Source organism: Lacrimispora sphenoides JCM 1415 (genome assembly GCF_900105615.1).
Taxonomy (GTDB): Bacteria; Bacillota; Clostridia; order Lachnospirales; family Lachnospiraceae; genus Lacrimispora; species Lacrimispora sphenoides.
Genome location: NZ_LT630003.1, coordinates 3,641,472 through 3,659,493, shown reverse-complemented (window position 1 = coordinate 3,659,493; position 18,022 = coordinate 3,641,472). Strand labels below are relative to the sequence as shown.

Annotated in this window: 14 protein-coding genes, 12 tRNA genes and 3 rRNA genes; 27 read left to right on the top strand and 2 right to left on the bottom strand. The window is 47.4% G+C overall.

The annotated features are described in order from the left end of the window. A complete protein-coding gene (locus BMX69_RS16640) occupies positions 1 to 393 on the bottom strand; it encodes a hypothetical protein (protein WP_025229970.1) in 393 nt (130 codons plus the stop codon). A gap of 199 nt (positions 394 to 592) precedes the next feature. Here BMX69_RS16640 and BMX69_RS16635 point away from each other — a divergent pair, with 199 nt between their 5' ends. From BMX69_RS16635 to ispD, 9 genes are all read left to right on the top strand, one after another. Further along, complete coding sequence (locus BMX69_RS16635; protein ID WP_100042961.1) at positions 593 to 2,734, top strand: Tex family protein; 2,142 nt, start codon at positions 593 to 595, stop codon at positions 2,732 to 2,734. A gap of 26 nt (positions 2,735 to 2,760) precedes the next feature. Next, positions 2,761 to 3,267, top strand: coding sequence for a YcxB family protein (locus tag BMX69_RS16630; protein WP_054790273.1), 507 nt, complete (start codon positions 2,761 to 2,763; stop codon positions 3,265 to 3,267). A 3-nt stretch (positions 3,268 to 3,270) separates the two neighbouring features. Continuing rightward, positions 3,271 to 3,696 (top strand): tRNA (adenosine(37)-N6)-threonylcarbamoyltransferase complex ATPase subunit type 1 TsaE, encoded by a 426-nt coding sequence (tsaE, locus tag BMX69_RS16625; protein ID WP_054790274.1) that lies wholly within the window; start codon positions 3,271 to 3,273, stop codon positions 3,694 to 3,696. Further along, positions 3,697 to 4,398, top strand: a complete 702-nt coding sequence (tsaB, locus tag BMX69_RS16620) for a tRNA (adenosine(37)-N6)-threonylcarbamoyltransferase complex dimerization subunit type 1 TsaB (protein ID WP_054790275.1) — start codon at positions 3,697 to 3,699, stop codon at positions 4,396 to 4,398. A 91-nt stretch (positions 4,399 to 4,489) separates the two neighbouring features. Then, a complete protein-coding gene (gene rimI / locus BMX69_RS16615; protein ID WP_054790276.1) occupies positions 4,490 to 4,924 on the top strand; it encodes a ribosomal protein S18-alanine N-acetyltransferase in 435 nt (144 codons plus the stop codon). A gap of 246 nt (positions 4,925 to 5,170) precedes the next feature. Further along, complete coding sequence (locus tag BMX69_RS16610) at positions 5,171 to 5,413, top strand: hypothetical protein (RefSeq protein WP_025229964.1); 243 nt, start codon at positions 5,171 to 5,173, stop codon at positions 5,411 to 5,413. An 87-nt stretch (positions 5,414 to 5,500) separates the two neighbouring features. Then, entirely contained in the window at positions 5,501 to 6,412 is a 912-nt protein-coding gene (locus tag BMX69_RS16605) for a ribonuclease Z (RefSeq protein WP_100042960.1), read from the top strand. A 10-nt stretch (positions 6,413 to 6,422) separates the two neighbouring features. Further along, on the top strand, positions 6,423 to 7,460 hold the full coding sequence (gene tsaD, locus BMX69_RS16600) for a tRNA (adenosine(37)-N6)-threonylcarbamoyltransferase complex transferase subunit TsaD (RefSeq protein WP_054790287.1): 1,038 nt from the start codon (positions 6,423 to 6,425) through the stop codon (positions 7,458 to 7,460). 7 nt (positions 7,461 to 7,467) lie between these two features. Then, positions 7,468 to 8,184, top strand: coding sequence for a 2-C-methyl-D-erythritol 4-phosphate cytidylyltransferase (ispD, locus tag BMX69_RS16595; RefSeq protein WP_054790277.1), 717 nt, complete (start codon positions 7,468 to 7,470; stop codon positions 8,182 to 8,184). 27 nt (positions 8,185 to 8,211) lie between these two features. On the opposite strand, the gene BMX69_RS16590 is transcribed toward ispD, so the two are convergent. Continuing rightward, entirely contained in the window at positions 8,212 to 8,538 is a 327-nt protein-coding gene (locus BMX69_RS16590; protein WP_025229960.1) for a helix-turn-helix domain-containing protein, read from the bottom strand. A 278-nt stretch (positions 8,539 to 8,816) separates the two neighbouring features. Between BMX69_RS16590 and BMX69_RS16585 the strand changes: the two genes are divergently transcribed. The 18 genes from BMX69_RS16585 (at position 8,817) to BMX69_RS16500 (ending at position 18,013) form a co-directional block, all read left to right on the top strand. Next, entirely contained in the window at positions 8,817 to 9,083 is a 267-nt protein-coding gene (locus BMX69_RS16585) for a hypothetical protein (protein WP_054790278.1), read from the top strand. Between the two features lie 188 nt (positions 9,084 to 9,271). After that, positions 9,272 to 9,357 (top strand) — tRNA-Ser (locus tag BMX69_RS16580). 45 nt (positions 9,358 to 9,402) lie between these two features. After that, positions 9,403 to 9,491 (top strand) — tRNA-Ser (locus BMX69_RS16575). A 226-nt stretch (positions 9,492 to 9,717) separates the two neighbouring features. Then, positions 9,718 to 11,249 (top strand): 16S ribosomal RNA (locus tag BMX69_RS16570). Between the two features lie 95 nt (positions 11,250 to 11,344). After that, positions 11,345 to 11,462: ribosomal RNA gene (rrf, locus tag BMX69_RS16565) — 5S ribosomal RNA — on the top strand. Between the two features lie 8 nt (positions 11,463 to 11,470). Next, positions 11,471 to 11,543 (top strand) — tRNA-Ala (locus BMX69_RS16560). Positions 11,544 to 11,820: 277 nt separating this feature from the next. Next, positions 11,821 to 14,712, top strand: a 23S ribosomal RNA gene (locus BMX69_RS16555). Together the 16S, 23S and 5S rRNA genes with 12 tRNA genes alongside form the textbook arrangement of a ribosomal RNA operon. A gap of 79 nt (positions 14,713 to 14,791) precedes the next feature. Further along, a tRNA-Asn gene (locus BMX69_RS16550) sits at positions 14,792 to 14,864 on the top strand. A gap of 4 nt (positions 14,865 to 14,868) precedes the next feature. Then, a tRNA-Glu gene (locus tag BMX69_RS16545) sits at positions 14,869 to 14,940 on the top strand. Between the two features lie 6 nt (positions 14,941 to 14,946). Continuing rightward, positions 14,947 to 15,019, top strand: a tRNA-Thr gene (locus BMX69_RS16540). A gap of 37 nt (positions 15,020 to 15,056) precedes the next feature. Beyond that, positions 15,057 to 15,130 (top strand) — tRNA-Ile (locus BMX69_RS16535). 29 nt (positions 15,131 to 15,159) lie between these two features. Next, positions 15,160 to 15,233, top strand: a tRNA-Asp gene (locus BMX69_RS16530). Positions 15,234 to 15,302: 69 nt separating this feature from the next. Further along, positions 15,303 to 15,375: transfer RNA gene (locus BMX69_RS16525), tRNA-Val, on the top strand. Positions 15,376 to 15,491: 116 nt separating this feature from the next. Further along, positions 15,492 to 15,577 (top strand) — tRNA-Leu (locus BMX69_RS16520). A gap of 29 nt (positions 15,578 to 15,606) precedes the next feature. Next, positions 15,607 to 15,680 (top strand) — tRNA-Arg (locus BMX69_RS16515). Positions 15,681 to 15,811: 131 nt separating this feature from the next. Continuing rightward, positions 15,812 to 15,885 (top strand) — tRNA-Arg (locus BMX69_RS16510). Positions 15,886 to 16,130: 245 nt separating this feature from the next. After that, positions 16,131 to 16,910 carry a serine hydrolase gene (locus BMX69_RS16505; protein WP_054790026.1) on the top strand — a complete coding sequence of 260 codons (780 nt, stop codon included), beginning with the start codon at positions 16,131 to 16,133 and terminating at the stop codon, positions 16,908 to 16,910. A 17-nt stretch (positions 16,911 to 16,927) separates the two neighbouring features. Further along, positions 16,928 to 18,013 carry a dipeptide epimerase gene (locus tag BMX69_RS16500; RefSeq protein ID WP_100042959.1) on the top strand — a complete coding sequence of 362 codons (1,086 nt, stop codon included), beginning with the start codon at positions 16,928 to 16,930 and terminating at the stop codon, positions 18,011 to 18,013. The last annotated feature ends 9 nt before the right edge of the window (positions 18,014 to 18,022 follow it).

Genomic DNA, 18,022 nt, shown 5'->3' with positions numbered 1-18,022 from the left:
CTATTCTCCGGAAGGAGAGGATGTAAGGGCCTGAGAGGCAGTCTCAAAAACCTGTCTGAAATAATGGCCCAAAGGCGTATTGGTGTCCATAGTATCATATACAAAAATAATAAATAAAGCCATCATAAGGCCGCAGACCGTGGAAATAATAGACAGGATCAGGCCAAGCTGGGCCTGTTGCGTAAATGGTTTTCCCTGTTTGGAGAGCACAGCGCATGCAATGCCGATCAGGCCGAGAAACAGGCCTGCAGGCAGACTCCAGATACTGAATAGGGGAAGACAGTCGCTGGCAAGTCCAATGCCGCCAAGAAGAACGGACCAGAAGGCCAGAAGGGAACCTGTCGGACGGATCTGGGGCAGCATCCCGTTGTTGCTGTTATGGTTTTCTTCCATTCGTAATTTACCTCGTTTGCATATTGTGAAAACAAAAAAATGGTTATTAACCACACTATTTTATGATTGTAGCACGAAAAGGCCTGCATGTCCAGACGGGTCTTGCATAAGGAAGGCTGATGAATTATAATAGTAAATTGAATAAAGGCTGAACGAAAATTCATTACGATACAAATTATGAAAAAATAAGGGGATCACCATGGACATAATAAAGGCATTACAAGAAGAACTTTCCATTAGCCGCGGGCAGGTGGAAGCGGCAGTAAAGCTCATTGACGAAGGGAACACCATTCCGTTTATTGCAAGATACCGGAAGGAGGTCACCGGATCTTTAGATGATGAGGTTCTGCGTAACCTGGATGAAAGGCTCCGCTATCTGCGGAATTTAGAAGAGCGGAAGGAACAGGTTCTTTCTTCCATCAGGGAGCAGGAGAAGCTGACTCCGGAGCTGGAAAAAAAGATAATAGAAGCCCAGACTCTGGTAGCTGTGGAGGATTTATACCGTCCCTATAAGCCAAAGAGAAGGACAAGAGCGACCATTGCAAAGGAGAAGGGGCTGGAACCCCTTGCGGATTTAATCATGCTTCAGATGATAAAGACTCCCTTAACAGAGGTAGGACTGGAGTATGTTTCTGAAGAAATGGGCGTTTCTTCTCCGGAGGAAGCCATAAATGGGGCAAAGGACATCCTGGCAGAGCGGATTTCCGACAACGCGGAATACCGCACCTATATCCGGAATGCCACCGTAAACCAGGGAAGCCTTCAGTCATCAGCAAAGGATGAAGAGGCAGAATCTGTTTATGAAATGTATTACAATTATGAGGAAACCATTAAAAAATCCGCAGGCCACAGGATCCTGGCTTTAAACCGAGGGGAAAAAGAGAAGATCCTTACGGTAAAAATACTTGCACCTGTAGAGCAGATTATACGTTTTCTGGAAAAGCAGGTGATTGCAAAGGACAATCCATACACCACGACTGTCCTTAAAGAGGTGATCGCAGACAGTTATGACCGCCTCATAGCCCCGGCCATTGAGCGTGAGGTAAGAAACTCGTTGACAGAGCAGGCAGAGGCTGGAGCGATCCGGGTGTTCGGCAAAAACTTAGAGCAGCTTTTAATGCAGCCTCCCATTGCAGGACGGGTGGTCCTGGGCTGGGATCCGGCATTTCGAACCGGCTGCAAGCTGGCTGTTGTGGATGAGACAGGAAAAGTTCTTGATACCATAGTCATTTATCCCACAGCACCCCAGAACAAGGTGGAGGAAGCAAAAGCCGTCTTAAAGAAGCTGATCAAAAAATACCATATATCCCTGATTTCCGTAGGAAACGGAACCGCATCCAGGGAATCGGAAGCCGTTATCGTGGAATTGTTAAAGGAGATCCCAGAGCAGGTTCAGTACATTATTGTTAATGAGGCAGGGGCCTCTGTTTATTCTGCCAGCAAGCTAGCTACGGAAGAGTTTCCTGAATTTGACGTAGGCCAGAGAAGTGCCGCTTCCATTGCAAGAAGACTGCAGGATCCTTTGGCAGAACTTGTGAAGATCGACCCCAAATCCATTGGGGTGGGCCAGTACCAGCATGATATGAACCAGAAGCATTTAAGCGAAGCCCTCCAGGGGGTGGTAGAGGACTGTGTAAACAAAGTGGGAGTGGATCTTAATACAGCTTCTACTTCCCTGCTGGAATATATATCCGGCATTTCAAAGCCCATTGCAAAGAATATCGTAATTTACCGCGAAGAAAACGGGGCCTTTGCCGGCAGAAACCAACTTTTAAAGGTTCCCAAGCTTGGGCCAAAGGCATACGAGCAGTGCGCAGGCTTTATGAGGATCCAGGGTGGGAAGAATCCATTGGACGGAACCAGCGTTCACCCGGAAACCTACGATGCAGCAAAAAAGCTTTTGACAAAGCTTGGCTATGACTTAACAGAGCTGGCTCATGGAGGATTAAATGGAATCGGTAAAAAGATTCTGGATTATAAAGCGCTGGCAGCCCAGCTGGAAATCGGAGAGATCACCCTGCGTGATATTGTAAAAGAGCTGGAAAAACCGGCAAGAGATCCCAGAGACCAGATGCCTGCCCCCATTCTCCGTACCGATGTTATGGACATGAAGGATTTGAAGCCAGGCATGGTATTAAAGGGAACGGTAAGAAATGTTATTGATTTCGGTGCCTTTGTAGATATTGGAGTTCACCAGGATGGCCTTGTTCACATCTCCCAGATGTCGGATAAATTCATCAAGCATCCCCTGGAAGCGGTGAGCGTGGGAGATATTGTTGAAGTCAAGGTCATAAGCGTGGACGTTCAGAAGAAGAGGATCGCCCTGACCATGAAATTATAAGCCAAGGCGTACAGAAAGGAGAAAACGTGGAAGAGAAAGATCCGATTGTAATAGAAGTAAAATTAACGGCAAAGGATTTATGGAAGTTTTCCATGTATCATTCCTATCAGGGACTGCAGGGGCTTTTTAATGTTATTTTCAGCGCTGCTGCTGTTTTTCTCCTGATTACCACATGGAGTTCCAACTCCACCTCATACCGGGTGCTGCTAATCATTTGCGCCCTTATGTTTACAGTCTGGCAGCCTGGTATTCTTTATTTAAAGGCTCTTAAGCAGGCAAAGACTCCCGCGATTCAGAATGCCATGACTCTCACCTTCGATGAGAATGGAATCCTGGTTTCCCAGGGAGAGGAAAACCTGGAAATTGCCTGGGAAAACATGGTCAAAGTGGACCGTGTAAGAGATATGATGATCCTGTATATGGACCGGGTTCATGCCTATCTGCTGCCTGATTCCGTAACCGGAGAAAAAAAGGCGGCTATCCGTGGGCTAATCAAAGAAAAACTGCCTCCTGAAAGGCGAAAGAGGATATAAATTATGGTAATAGAAAGCTGGAAGCCAGAAGAAACCTATGAATTTGGGAAAAAACTGGGAGAGGAAGCAAAGCCTTCTGACGTATACTGCCTAAATGGTGATCTGGGAGTGGGAAAGACCGTATTTACTCAGGGGTTTGCATCAGGCCTTGGGATCATGGAGCCGGTTAACAGTCCTACCTTTACCATTGTTAACCAGTATGAGGATGGTCGGCTGCCTTTTTACCATTTCGATGTATACCGGATCGGTGATGTCAGTGAGATGGATGAGATCGGTTATGAAGACTGCTTTTACGGGGAGGGAGTAAGCCTTATTGAATGGTCGAATTTGATTAAAGAGCTTCTCCCTGACCATGTAATAACCATAACCATGGAAAAGGATTTGGAAAAAGGGTTTGATTACAGGAAAATAACCGTGGAGGGAATGTAAATGAGGATACTTGGAATTGAAAGCTCGTCTTTGGTGGCTTCCGTTGCCGTGGTGGAGGACGAGGTACTGACTGCGGAATATACGGTAAATTTTAAGAGGACCCATTCCCAGACTCTTCTTCCCATGCTGGATGAAATTGTAAAGATGGTGGAACTGGATTTGGATACCATTGATGCCATTGCGGTTTCCGGTGGACCAGGTTCTTTTACCGGACTGCGGATCGGCTCCGCTACAGGAAAGGGCCTTGGCCTGGCTTTGAATAAACCCCTGGTTTCCGTTCCTACCGTGGATGCCATGGCCTATAACTTATACGGCAGCGCTTATCGTGTCTGCCCCATCATGGATGCCAGAAGAAATCAGGTATATACCGGCATTTACGATAACCAGAACGGTTTTTCCGTGATGAAAGAACAATGCGCTATGGACATTTTGGAATTGGTGGATGAATTAAATGCAGCCGGACAGAAGGTGATCTTTTTAGGAGACGGAGTTCCTGTATACAAAAAGCAGATACAAGAAAAGATAACGGTTCCTTTCCTCTTTGCACCGGCTCATTTGAACCGGCAGCGGGCAGCAGCGGTTGCGGCTTTAGGAGGCCTTTACTATGAAGAGGGGAAAACCCTTACAGCGGCGGAGCATGCCCCTGATTATTTAAGAAAGCCCCAGGCAGAGCGGGAACGGGAGGCAAATTTTTCTGAATGAAAGCAAGCGTAAGCGTGGCTTGATTTTAGAAAAATTGCCGTTCCATGAACCGACAGGTGAATCAAACTTCCATGAAAGGGGGGAGAAGCCAATGGTTCATGAAATGAGACAGTCGGATGTATCCGGTGTCGCTGAAATAGAACGGATCTGCTTTTCGGATCCATGGTCCTTGGATACAGTCAAAGAAGGCTTAGAAAGCAGACTTGATACCTGGTTGGTGCTGGAAGAAGAAGGGGACATTTTAGGGTACTGCGTCTTCCGGGTCATTGCCGGGGAAGGAGAGCTGCTTCGGATTGCCGTTTTGCCAGCGTACAGGGGGAGGGGCCTATCTAAGAAACTTATGGACCGACTGGTGGAATTTTCCATTAAAAATGGAGTAAAATCCCTGTCTTTAGAGGTCCGGGAAAGCAATAAAAAAGCCAGAAACCTTTATAGATACTATGGTTTTCAAGAGGAAACCATCCGGAAAAATTATTACCTTAATCCCTGTGAAAATGCCATCATTATGTGGAACCGCCGGATATGAAACATTTACCACTAAAAATAAGGGGAATCACCGTTTATAATGTAGGGGTATCCAGTGAGGATGCCCTTTTTCCTGTTTTCGGATGACGCAAAACGGAAACAGGGCCTGACTGGTAAGTGTGAAAAAGGAAATACCCTACGGGTATCCCTTTATGCCCCATAAACAGGGCGAATAAGTGGAAACACCCTACAGGTATACCTATATGCCCGAAAAGCATGGGCAGGAAAATGGAAAGGTGAGAGGAAGATGAGAAAGTACAAAAACGGTGGTCAGCTTGAAACAGTTGTGTGCAACTGCTGTGGCAAAAAAATTATCGTGTCAGAAGGTGTTGCCAGGGAGGGGGTAATAAGCGTCAATCATTCCTGGGACTTTTTCTCCGAGAAGGATGGTGAGATCCATCATTTTGATCTGTGTGAGGACTGTTACGATACTATGATTCAGGAATTCAAGATTCCTGTGGAGGTAGAAGAACAGCTGGAATATTTATAGTTGCTAATTGCCTCTGCTTTGTGATATGATTTTATGAGGCGGTTTTTTACCGCTGTTCATTGATAGAAACCAAAGCGAGGAAATTTTATGTTGGATATATGTTTGCTGGGAACCGGAGGAATGATGCCTCTGCCATACCGGTGGCTGACGGCTATGATGGCCAGATGCGGTGGCAGTGATCTTCTCATTGACTGCGGGGAAGGAACCCAGATTGCGTTAAAAGAAAAGGGCTGGAGCCCGAAACCCATTGACATCATTTGTTTTACCCATTATCACGCCGACCATATCAGTGGTCTTCCGGGGCTTCTCCTGACCATGGGCAATGCGGAAAGGACAGAGCCCCTGACTCTTATTGGGCCAAAGGGCTTAGAGCGAGTAGTGGGAGCGCTGAGAACCATTGCGCCGGAGCTGCCCTTTGAACTGAAATTCATCGAACTTTCTGAGAACCGGGAGCAGGTAAAGATTGGGCCTTATGTAATCGATGCTTACCGGGTGAACCACAATGTTGTCTGCTATGGTTATTCCATTTCCATTCCAAGGACAGGCCGGTTTGATGTGGACCGGGCCAATGCCGCCGGAATACCCCAAAAGTTCTGGAGCCGCCTGCAAAAAGGGGAAACCATTGAAGAGGGCGGAAGAACTCTGACTCCTGATATGGTCTTAGGTCCGGCAAGACGGGGGCTTAAAGTAACCTATTGTACGGATACAAGGCCGGTTCCTGTAATTGCGGAATACGCAAGGGAGGCGGATCTTTTTATCTGCGAAGGTATGTACGGAGAGGAAGGGAAGGAAGCAAAAGCCAGAGAGTATAAGCATATGACCTTTTATGAGGCTGCCAGACTGGCAAAGGAAGCCAGGCCCAAACAGATGTGGCTGACTCATTACAGTCCATCTCTTACCAGACCAGAAGAATACTTAGAAAAAGTCCGGGAGATTTTCCCTCGTACCAAAGTGGCAAAGGATGCCTGGACCCTGGAACTGGAATTTGATGAAGAGTGAGGGAGCGGCGATGAAAAAGAATCATACAGAGGAAGATGTCTATATACTTGCGATTGAAAGTTCCTGTGACGAGACGGCGGCTGCCGTAGTAAAGAACGGAAGAGAGATCCTTTCCAATGTGATTTCCTCTCAGATCGCCCTGCATACATTATACGGGGGCGTTGTACCGGAAATCGCATCCAGAAAGCATATTGAAAAGATAAACCAGGTCGTAGAAGCAGCCCTTCTGGAGGCAGGACTGAGTCTGGCGGATATGGACGCCATTGGCGTAACGTATGGTCCAGGCCTGGTGGGAGCACTTCTTGTAGGCGTTGCAGAGGCGAAAGCCATTGCCTATGCAGCAGGTAAGCCGTTAGTGGGTGTCCATCATATAGAAGGACATGTATCAGCTAACTTTATTGAGCATCCGGATCTGGAGCCGCCTTTTTTATGTTTGATCGTATCCGGCGGCCATACCCATCTTGTTATTGTAAAGGATTACGGTGAATTTGAAATTCTGGGCCGTACCAGGGATGATGCGGCAGGAGAGGCATTTGACAAGGTAGCAAGAGCAGTGGGCCTTGGGTACCCGGGAGGCCCGAAGATTGATCATGCGGCAAAGGAAGGAAATCCCCATGCCATCAAGTTCCCTCGGGCAAAGGTGGAAGGGAACATTTACGATTTCAGCTTCAGCGGCCTTAAGTCTGCGGTATTAAATCATATCAATCATGCGGGCATGTTGGGAGAGGAAATTAATGTCGCTGATTTAGCAGCTTCCTTCCAAAATGCGGTTGTGGATGTGCTGGTGAGCCATACGGTGGATGCGGCAAAGGAATATGGATTTAAAAAGATTGCCATAGCCGGCGGAGTGGCTTCCAATTCTGCCCTGCGCAAAGAGATGGGACTAGCATGTGAAAAAGCCGGCATTGCCTTTTACTATCCGTCACCCATTTACTGCACGGATAACGCAGCCATGATCGGTACAGCGGCTTATTACGAGTATATTAATGGAGCGAGGGCCGGTTGGGATTTAAATGCAGTTCCCAATTTAAAACTGGGTGAAAGGTGATGGACGGATGGAGAGCAGGGGGAGAACGGCAGCAGTCATATTGGCGGCAGGAAAAGGAACACGCATGGGAAGCCAGGTGCATAAGCAGTACCTTGAGCTCTATGGGAAACCTCTGCTGTATTATGCGCTTCGTGCCTTTGAAAACAGTTCAGTAGATGAGATCGTCCTGGTGACCGGTCCTGGAGAGTCCGGTTATTGCCGGGAGGAGATCATAGAGAAATATGGTTTCAGCAAGGTGACTGCGGTTACTGAAGGAGGAAAGGAACGGTATCATTCCGTATACGAAGGGCTTAAGGCAATTAACAACTGTGAATATGTCCTGATCCACGACGGGGCCAGGCCCTGCGTGACGGTCGAGATCATAGAGGCAGCTTCCGATGCAGCCAGAATGTACAGGGCTTGCGTGGTTGGTATGCCTGTAAAGGATACCATTAAAATTTCTGACGAAAGTGAATTTGCAGCCATGACTCCGGACCGGAACAGTCTTTGGATGATTCAGACTCCTCAGGCCTTTGAATATGAACTGGTACTTCGGGCATATGAAAAGCTTATGTCATCAGAACAGTACCAAGAGGGAGTAACGGATGATGCCATGGTGGTGGAAACCATGACTCAGGAAAAAGTGAAACTAATTCGGGGCGATTACACCAACATAAAGATTACAACACCGGAGGATATGGAAATTGCCGGTGTTCTGATGAAAAGAAGATACCTGGAAAAATAAAAGGACGCTGTAAGTGCAGCTTCCTTTTTATTTTTTTCCTCCTGATTTTAAAAGATCCTTTACGATCAGATGAAGGTGGTCAAGCTGCTCACGGTTTAAATGCTGTGCATCCTCCATTAGTTCTTTTAGTTTTGCAGGGCTGCTGATGTTGTGAGAGAAAAATTCGGATGGCTCAATGTCCAGATACTCACATATATAGAAAAAACCCATCATGGACGGAAGAGCCAGTCCATTTTCTATTTTGTGGATATATGTGGGATTCTGCCCGAGAGACAGGCTCATATCACGTGCAGACACGCCCTTTTGAGCTCTGAGCTCTGAAAGGCGTTTTGAAAAATTGAAATCTATATACATAGGTAGCTCCTCCTGATTCCATAGTATTGCATTTAATGAAATATATGTAGTAAATAATGCAATCCATCACTTGACATGTTGCATTCATTACAATATTATTAGTTATATAAAGTATTTAATGTATGATTATACAGAAAAGTCTGCCATACAGGTTGGCGGCTGCCAGATATTATCCGCGGCCGCATCTGACGTAACACTCTTTGGGTGTACCTTTACACTCGATTAGAAGGTGCTCTGCCCGGAAACCATGGCAGGAAAGATGAAAGAAGGTACGGTAGATGGAAACTGAAGATAACAGGATAGAGAGGGACAAAAATGCCAGGGCTGGGCTTTTGGACCGGATAGCGGCGAATTCGGGCTGCATGTACCTTTCAGATTTAAGAAACTGTATTTATAAAAGATGCTGCCGATTCGTCATTGCAGAAATACCGGCAGATGATTACCCAGTAAAAGTATGGGAAGAAGCGATCAATTATATGACAGGCACAGAAGAAGATTTTAAGACAGCTGAAGAAGCAAAACAACGGCTTTTGGAGTATTTTTAAGACTAAATAATATAATTTGAAAAAAATGTAAAAATGTGTTGACAGAACAAACAAACAATGATAAACTATCCAAGTTGCAGCTGATAAGTACAGCAAAACAAGCAGTATTGGTCTCCAAGAGATTTGGAAAAATAGAAAAAAGAGCTTGACAAAAGCATGGACTTCTATTAAAATATAAAAGCACATTTGGAGAGGTATCGAAGTGGTCATAACGAGGCGGTCTTGAAAACCGTTTGTCCGCAAGGGCGCGTGGGTTCGAATCCCACCCTCTCCGTTGGCAGGTTTTTAGCCGCTAATAACATAAAAGAATCAGCTAACTGCAGAAGTACCCAAGTGGCTGAAGGGGCTCCCCTGGAAAGGGAGTAGGCCGTTAGTAGCGGCGCGAGGGTTCAAATCCCTCCTTCTGCGTCAGCATCAAGGAAGCGAACCTTCCGGCAGATGCACAGCACTTTGAAAACAGAAGATTGAACAGTATGTAAAACCCTGAAAATTCTAATAAAACAAGTCATGTTTGATGGCTTTGAATGAGAAAATTTCAGAACGAATACAAGCAATTGTATACGAACCAAACAACAAGTAAAACGGGAAATAAATTAGCTAGTTAGTTGATTTTGACCCCGGATTGAACACCATTTAATTTGAGAGTTCGATCCTGGCTCAGGATGAACGCTGGCGGCGTGCTTAACACATGCAAGTCGAGCGAAGCGATTCAAATGAAGTTTTCGGATGGATTTTGAATTGACTTAGCGGCGGACGGGTGAGTAACGCGTGGGTAACCTGCCTCATACAGGGGGATAACAGTCGGAAACGACTGCTAATACCGCATAAGCACACAGTGCCGCATGGTACGGTGTGAAAAACTCCGGTGGTATGAGATGGACCCGCGTCTGATTAGGTAGTTGGTGAGGTAACGGCCCACCAAGCCGACGATCAGTAGCCGACCTGAGAGGGTGACCGGCCACATTGGGACTGAGACACGGCCCAAACTCCTACGGGAGGCAGCAGTGGGGAATATTGGACAATGGGGGAAACCCTGATCCAGCGACGCCGCGTGAGTGAAGAAGTATTTCGGTATGTAAAGCTCTATCAGCAGGGAAGAAAATGACGGTACCTGACTAAGAAGCCCCGGCTAACTACGTGCCAGCAGCCGCGGTAATACGTAGGGGGCAAGCGTTATCCGGATTTACTGGGTGTAAAGGGAGCGTAGACGGCACTGCAAGTCTGGAGTGAAAGCCCGGGGCTCAACCCCGGGACTGCTTTGGAAACTGTGGTGCTAGAGTGCAGGAGAGGTAAGTGGAATTCCTAGTGTAGCGGTGAAATGCGTAGATATTAGGAGGAACACCAGTGGCGAAGGCGGCTTACTGGACTGTAACTGACGTTGAGGCTCGAAAGCGTGGGGAGCAAACAGGATTAGATACCCTGGTAGTCCACGCCGTAAACGATGAATACTAGGTGTTGGGGAGCAAAGCTCTTCGGTGCCGCCGCTAACGCAATAAGTATTCCACCTGGGGAGTACGTTCGCAAGAATGAAACTCAAAGGAATTGACGGGGACCCGCACAAGCGGTGGAGCATGTGGTTTAATTCGAAGCAACGCGAAGAACCTTACCAAGTCTTGACATCGGAATGACCGGGATGTAACGATCCCTTCCCTTCGGGGCATTCCAGACAGGTGGTGCATGGTTGTCGTCAGCTCGTGTCGTGAGATGTTGGGTTAAGTCCCGCAACGAGCGCAACCCTTATCCTTAGTAGCCAGCAGGTGAAGCTGGGCACTCTGGGGAGACTGCCAGGGATAACCTGGAGGAAGGTGGGGATGACGTCAAATCATCATGCCCCTTATGATTTGGGCTACACACGTGCTACAATGGCGTAAACAAAGGGAAGCAAAGGAGCGATCTGGAGCAAACCCCAAAAATAACGTCTCAGTTCGGATTGTAGTCTGCAACTCGACTACATGAAGCTGGAATCGCTAGTAATCGCGGATCAGAATGCCGCGGTGAATACGTTCCCGGGTCTTGTACACACCGCCCGTCACACCATGGGAGTTGGTAACGCCCGAAGTCAGTGACCCAACCGTAAGGAGGGAGCTGCCGAAGGCGGGACTGATAACTGGGGTGAAGTCGTAACAAGGTAGCCGTATCGGAAGGTGCGGCTGGATCACCTCCTTTCTAAGGAAGAAGAAGTAAGGGTTTTATATACTGTTGAGTCTTAAGTTTTCAAAGAAATAAAAAAGAATATGGAAACACCAAGAAGACAAAAGATTTCTGGTGCCGATGCGCTTAGGGGAGACACCCGTTCCCATCCCGAACACGATGGTTAAGACTTAAGCGGCCGATGGTACTATGCTGGAGACGGCATGGGAGAGCAGGTGGGTGCCAGATTACTTTATGGGGGTGTAGCTCAGTTGGGAGAGCACCTGCCTTGCAAGCAGGGGGTCAAGAGTTCGAATCTCTCCATCTCCATTTGGTGTAATTACGAAGTTTATTATAATCAATAGCACTTCAGATTGCATCACGCATGTACCTTGAAAACCACATATTGAAATATATCTAGATTAGTTTTTATATGTCAAAGTATAAAAACAAAATCAAGACATCCGAGGTGTTACATCGAACGATGTAACCAAACAAAACTCGTTAAAGTAACCGTAACGTACGGTGAAATAACAAACCTAAGACCAGAGATACAACGCTATGTATCTTAGATTAGTAACCCGCACCCGCAGGTGAACATCGAATTGGTTAAGCTAATAAGAGCGCAGGGTGGATGCCTTGGCACTAAGAGCCGATGAAAGACGTGATAAGCTGCGAAAAGCTTCGGGGAGGAGCAAATATCCTTTGATCCGGAGATATCTGAATGGGGAAACCCAACTGAGCAAACCTCAGTTGTCGTATGGTGAATAAATAGCCATACGTCGGGAACCCGGGGAACTGAAACATCTAAGTACCCGGAGGAAAAGAAAGAAAACTCGATTTCCAAAGTAGCGGCGAGCGAAATGGAAGGAGCCTAAACCAGTATGCGTGCATACTGGGGTTATGGACTGCAATAAGTGAGACGATTTGTTACCAGAACGGTCCTGGAAAGACCGGCCATAGAAAGTGAAAGCCTTGTATGGGAAAACAATAGTCAGCGAGCAGGATCCAAAGTACCACGAGACACGAGAAACCTTGTGGGAATTCGGGGGGACCACCCCCCAAGGCTAAATACTACTTAGTGACCGATAGCGCATAGTACTGTGAAGGAAAGGTGAAAAGGACCCCGGGAGGGGAGTGAAAGAGAACCTGAAACCCTGTGTTTACAAGCTGTGGAACCACGTTAAAGGTGGAACCGCGTACTTTTTGTAGAACGGTCCGGCGAGTTACCGTTACTGGCAAGGTTAAGCACTTAAGGTGTGGAGCCGAAGGGAAACCAAGTCTTAATAGGGCGTAGAGTCAGTAAAGGTAGACCCGAAACCGGGTGATCTACCCATGTCCAGGTTGAAGTTTCCGTAAAAGGAAATGGAGGACCGAACGCACATCCGTTGAAAAGGGTGGCGATGAGGTGTGGGTAGGGGAGAAATTCCAATCGAACCCGGAGATAGCTGGTTCTCCTCGAAATAGCTTTAGGGCTAGCCTCGTATTAGTCTGCCGGAGGTAGAGCACTGAATTTCCTAGGGGGCGTCAAAGCTTACCAAAGAATATCAAACTCCGAATGCCGGCCAGATGATGTACGGGAGTCAGACTGCACGAGATAAGTTGGGTAGTCAAAAGGGAAAGAGCCCAGACCACCAGCTAAGGTCCCAAAGTGCGTGTTAAGTGGAAAAGGATGTGGGATTTCACAGACAACTAGGATGTTGGCTTAGAAGCAGCCACACATTCAAAGAGTGCGTAATAGCTCACTAGTCGAGAGGTCCTGCGCCGAAAATGTCCGGGGCTAAAACACGACACCGAAGCTGTGGAATGTATATTTATATACATTGGTAGAGGAGCATTCTTAACGCACAGAAGCATTACCGTAAGGAGATGTGGAGTGTTAAGAAGAGAGAATGCCGGAATGAGTAGCGAGATGGAGGTGAGAATCCTCCAGGCCGAATATCTAAGGTTTCCAGAGTAAAGCTGATCTGCTCTGGGTAAGTCGGGGCCTAAGGCGAGGTCGAAAGACGTAGTCGATGGACAACAGGTTGAAATTCCTGTACCGCATATTATCAGAACTGTGGGGACACAGAACCGAAGAAGAACCCGGGAATGAAAAGACCGGGGCAAGCACTGGACTGGCTGGAATGGCAAATCCACCCAGCAACAGGAAGGTGTGACGCGTACCGAACATAAGTAGGGAAGTCTTCGTAGGGGCTGTCAAGAAAAGCCGCTATTGTGTAATATGTGCCCGTACCGTAAACCGACACAGGTGGATGAGGAGAGAATCCTAAGGCCGGCGGGAGAAGCATTGTTAAGGAACTCGGCAAAATGACCCCGTAACTTCGGGATAAGGGGTGCCTGGGAAACCAGGCCGCAGAGAATAGGCTCAAGCAACTGTTTAGCAAAAACACAGGTCTATGCAAAACCGAAAGGTGAGGTATATGGGCTGACGCCTGCCCGGTGCTGGAAGGTTACGAGGAGGGGTTAGCGGCAACGCGAAGCTCTGAATTTAAGCCCCAGTAAACGGCGGCCGTAACTATAACGGTCCTAAGGTAGCGAAATTCCTTGTCGGGTAAGTTCCGACCCGCACGAAAGGCGTAATGATTTGAGCGCTGTCTCAACAATGCACCCGGTGAAATTGAAGTACCAGTGAAGATGCTGGTTACCTGCGCCAGGACGGAAAGACCCCATGGAGCTTTACTCCAGCTTGATACTGGGATTCGGTACTGCATGTACAGGATAGGTGGGAGGCTAAGAAGATAGGACGCCAGTCTTATCAGAGCCGATGTTGGGATACCACCCTTGCGGTATTGGATTTCTAACCTGCAGCCATGACCTGGCTGGGGGACAATGTCAGGCGGGGAGTTTGACTGGGGCGGTCGCCTCCGAAAGGGTATCGGAGGCGCTCAAAGGTTCCCTCAGAATGGACGGAAACCATTCGAAGAGTGCAAAGGCATAAGGGAGCTTGACTGCGACACCGACGGGTGGAGCAGGTAGGAAACTAGGACTTAGTGATCCGGTGGTATAAAGTGGGATTGCCATCGCTCAACGGATAAAAGCTACCCTGGGGATAACAGGCTTATCACTCCCAAGAGTTCACATCGACGGAGTGGTTTGGCACCTCGATGTCGGCTCATCGCATCCTGGGGCTGTAGTAGGTCCCAAGGGTTGGGCTGTTCGCCCATTAAAGCGGTACGCGAGCTGGGTTCAGAACGTCGTGAGACAGTTCGGTCCCTATCCGGCGTGGGCGTAGGATATTTGAGAGGAGCTGTCCTTAGTACGAGAGGACCGGGATGGACTGACCTCTGGTGTATCTGTTGGCTATCAAAGCCATGGCAGAGTAGCCAAGTCGGGAAGGGATAAACGCTGAAGGCATCTAAGCGTGAAGCCCCCCTCAAGATGAGATATCCCATCGCAAGAGTAAGACCCCTTGAAGACGACGAGGTAGATAGGGCAGAGGTGGAAGCATGGCAACATGTGCAGCTGACTGTCACTAATAGGTCGAGGGCTTAACCAGGTTGGTTTAGGTAAGAGGAAAGAACGGATGAAAATAGATATGTAGCAATGTGTGGTTTTGAGGGTATATGCCTCAGTATTCCTCGATAGCTCAGTCGGTAGAGCAAACGGCTGTTAACCGTTGGGTCGTAGGTTCAAGTCCTACTCGGGGAGCTTTGGCCCCATGGTCAAGCGGTTAAGACATCGCCCTTTCACGGCGGTAACACGAGTTCGAATCTCGTTGGGGTCATTTAATGCCGATGTGGCTCAATTGGCAGAGCAGCTGATTTGTAATCAGCAGGTTATCGGTTCGAGTCCGATCATCGGCTTTTAGTAATTTAATTCATTTGCAGATTATAATGTTTAGGACCTTTAGCTCAGTTGGTTAGAGCAACCGGCTCATAACCGGTCGGTCCCGGGTTCGAGTCCCCGAAGGTCCACTGACACTGAACTAAATATTTGATAATCTGGCCCGGTGGCTCAGCTGGTTAGAGCGCCGCCCTGTCACGGCGGAGGTCGTGGGTTCGAATCCCATCCGGGTCGTTCTGTGCTGAAAAGTACAGGCTTTACAAACCAGCAGGTAAGTAGTATAATACTTATTGCATCGTATATGGGATCTTAGCTCAGCTGGGAGAGCATCTGCCTTACAAGCAGAGGGTCATAGGTTCGAGCCCTATAGGTCCCATTTCCATGATAACGAGACGAAGTACGCTTTGCGAATTTTACTCGTTGTCGCGGCAGTCACCAACTGAACATGCTTGCATGTTCGTTTGGCACGTTGCTCGCGCAAATCATGAGAATGCCGGCGTGGCGGAACAGGCAGACGCACAGGACTTAAAATCCTGCGGGCTTAATCGCCCGTACCGGTTCGATTCCGGTCGCCGGCATTTGCCTGATAAGGCAATTAAGTGAATATGTGTGTGTAGCTCAGCTGGATAGAGCACTTGGCTACGGACCAAGGTGTCGGGAGTTCGAATCTTCTCACGCACGTACAGAAAACCTTTGTTTACAAGGGTTATAAGAAAGGCATCCTGAAAAGGGTGCCTTTTTTATATATAAAAGACAATTCATCGCTTTACAAATTTAGCAAATTGGTGTATATTAACCATGTATCATGAAGTGCGCTGGTAGCTCAGCTGGATAGAGCGTCTGGCTACGGACCAGAAGGCCGCGAGTTCGAATCTTGTCCGGCGCATGAGAAGAACAGTTTCATTATATTGCGAAAACTGTTCTTTTTTCATATTAGCTTTGGCGGATAGTGCGGAAGTCTGTTTTTATACAAATTATCGCTTGATTTTTTTTCGGAATTTATTATACTAAACTTAAGGCTTTGAGACAGATAGAATCAGGTGCGATGAGGTAGCTGTAGACAATAGGTGCAGTGCCTCTTTTTTTATATCAGGCTGTCAAATTAGGCCGGCAGGGAGTTTATTTATAGATATGAAAGATGAAATTATAAAGAAGCTGGAACGGATTCCTGGAAAAATCAGCTTTTTATATGAGGATTTGAAGACAGGAGAAGGATTTGCATATCACGAACAGGAGCCCATGATGGCGGCAAGTGTCATCAAGCTGTTTGTTATGACGGCTGCCTTTGAAAAGAGTAAGAAGGGGACCTTCCAGATGGATAAGCTGTTTCCTGTGAAAAGAGAGGACTGTGTTCCTTCCTGCGGCGCTCTTACTTACCTTCATGATGGGATTTTAGTAACAGGTTTGGATTTGGTCACATTAATGATCATTTTCAGTGATAATACGGCCACCAATATACTGATCGATATTCTTGGAATAGAGGAAATCAACGATACGATCCGGGGGCTTGGATTCAGGCATACGCTTCTTCAGAGAAAAATGTATGATATAGAAAGGTCAAGCCGTGGAATCCAGAACTACATAACTGCCTATGAAACAGGCAGGCTTCTAAAAATGATGTATGAGGGGACTCTTATAGACAGGCGGTCCAGCGAAGCAATGATTTCCATTCTTAAGAATCAGCAGCTTTGCAGTAAGATTCCCTTTTGTCTGCAGGCCCTTGGGGAGAGTCCGGAGATTGCCCACAAGACAGGGGAAGATATGGGGATCACTCATGATGTGGGGATTGTTTATGGAAAAGAACCGTTTTTGGTCTGCTTTTGCGGAAATGAGACGGATACTCCTGCTTTTGAAAGGGTCATGGCTGAGGTTTCCCTGGAATTATATAAGCAAGTCAATCATGATATTTAAGAAATTGGGGGAAAGCAATGAAGATTATAAAGATAGAAACGGCAAAGGTCAATATTCCTCTTGTGACACCATTTAAAACAGCGTTACGAACGGTTGACAGCGTCAATGATATTGTGGTGAGGATCACAACGGATGACGGTCAGACTGGGTTCGGTGAGGCGCCTCCTACGGCAGTGATTACCGGGGATACCCATGGATCCATCCGTTCCGCTATTGAGGATTTCATTGCACCGGCCATTATTGGAATGGAGATTGAAAACCTGGACGGGATCATGAAAAAGCTTCATGGCTGTATACTGAAGAACAGTTCTGCAAAGGCTGCGGTGGATATGGCTGTTTATGACCTTTTTGCAAAGTCCTGCAGGAAACCTTTATATAAGATTCTGGGAGGAGGACGTAAGGAGATTGAGACGGATCTGACCATCAGCGTCAATGGCGTGGAAGAGATGGTGGCTGACAGCCTAAAGGCGGTTTCGCAGGGCTTTCGTATCCTGAAAATCAAAGTGGGTAAAGAGAGCAAAATGGATGTGGAGCGGATTCAGGCCATTCGTCAGGCGGTAGGGCCGGATATCAGGCTTCGCATTGATGCAAATCAGGGGTGGTCTGCCAAGGAAGCAGTAAAGATCATCCGGACGCTGGAAGATATGGGAATCGTCATGGATCTGGTGGAGCAGCCGGTGAATGCCCATGACTTTGAGGGGATGAAATTTGTCACCAGCCAGGTGTATACTCCCATCCTGGCGGACGAAAGCGTTTTTTCTCCTGAGGATGCCATAAGGATCATCAGGGAGCGGGCAGCGGATCTCATTAATATAAAGCTTATGAAGACCGGGGGGATCCATGAGGCTTTAAAAATCTGTGCCATTGCGGAAAGCTTTGGGATGGAGTGCATGATCGGGTGTATGCTGGAGAGTAAGATTGCAGTGAGCGCGGCAGCTCACCTAGCGGCCGGAAGGGGGATCATTACCAGGGCGGATTTAGATGGACCATCTCTTTGCAGGGAAGATCCTTACATAGGAGGGCCTGTTTTTGACGGACCTAAGATTATTATGAATGAGGATTCTGGAATGGGAATCAGCAAAGTAGAAGCATTCTGTGATTAATGTAGTAAA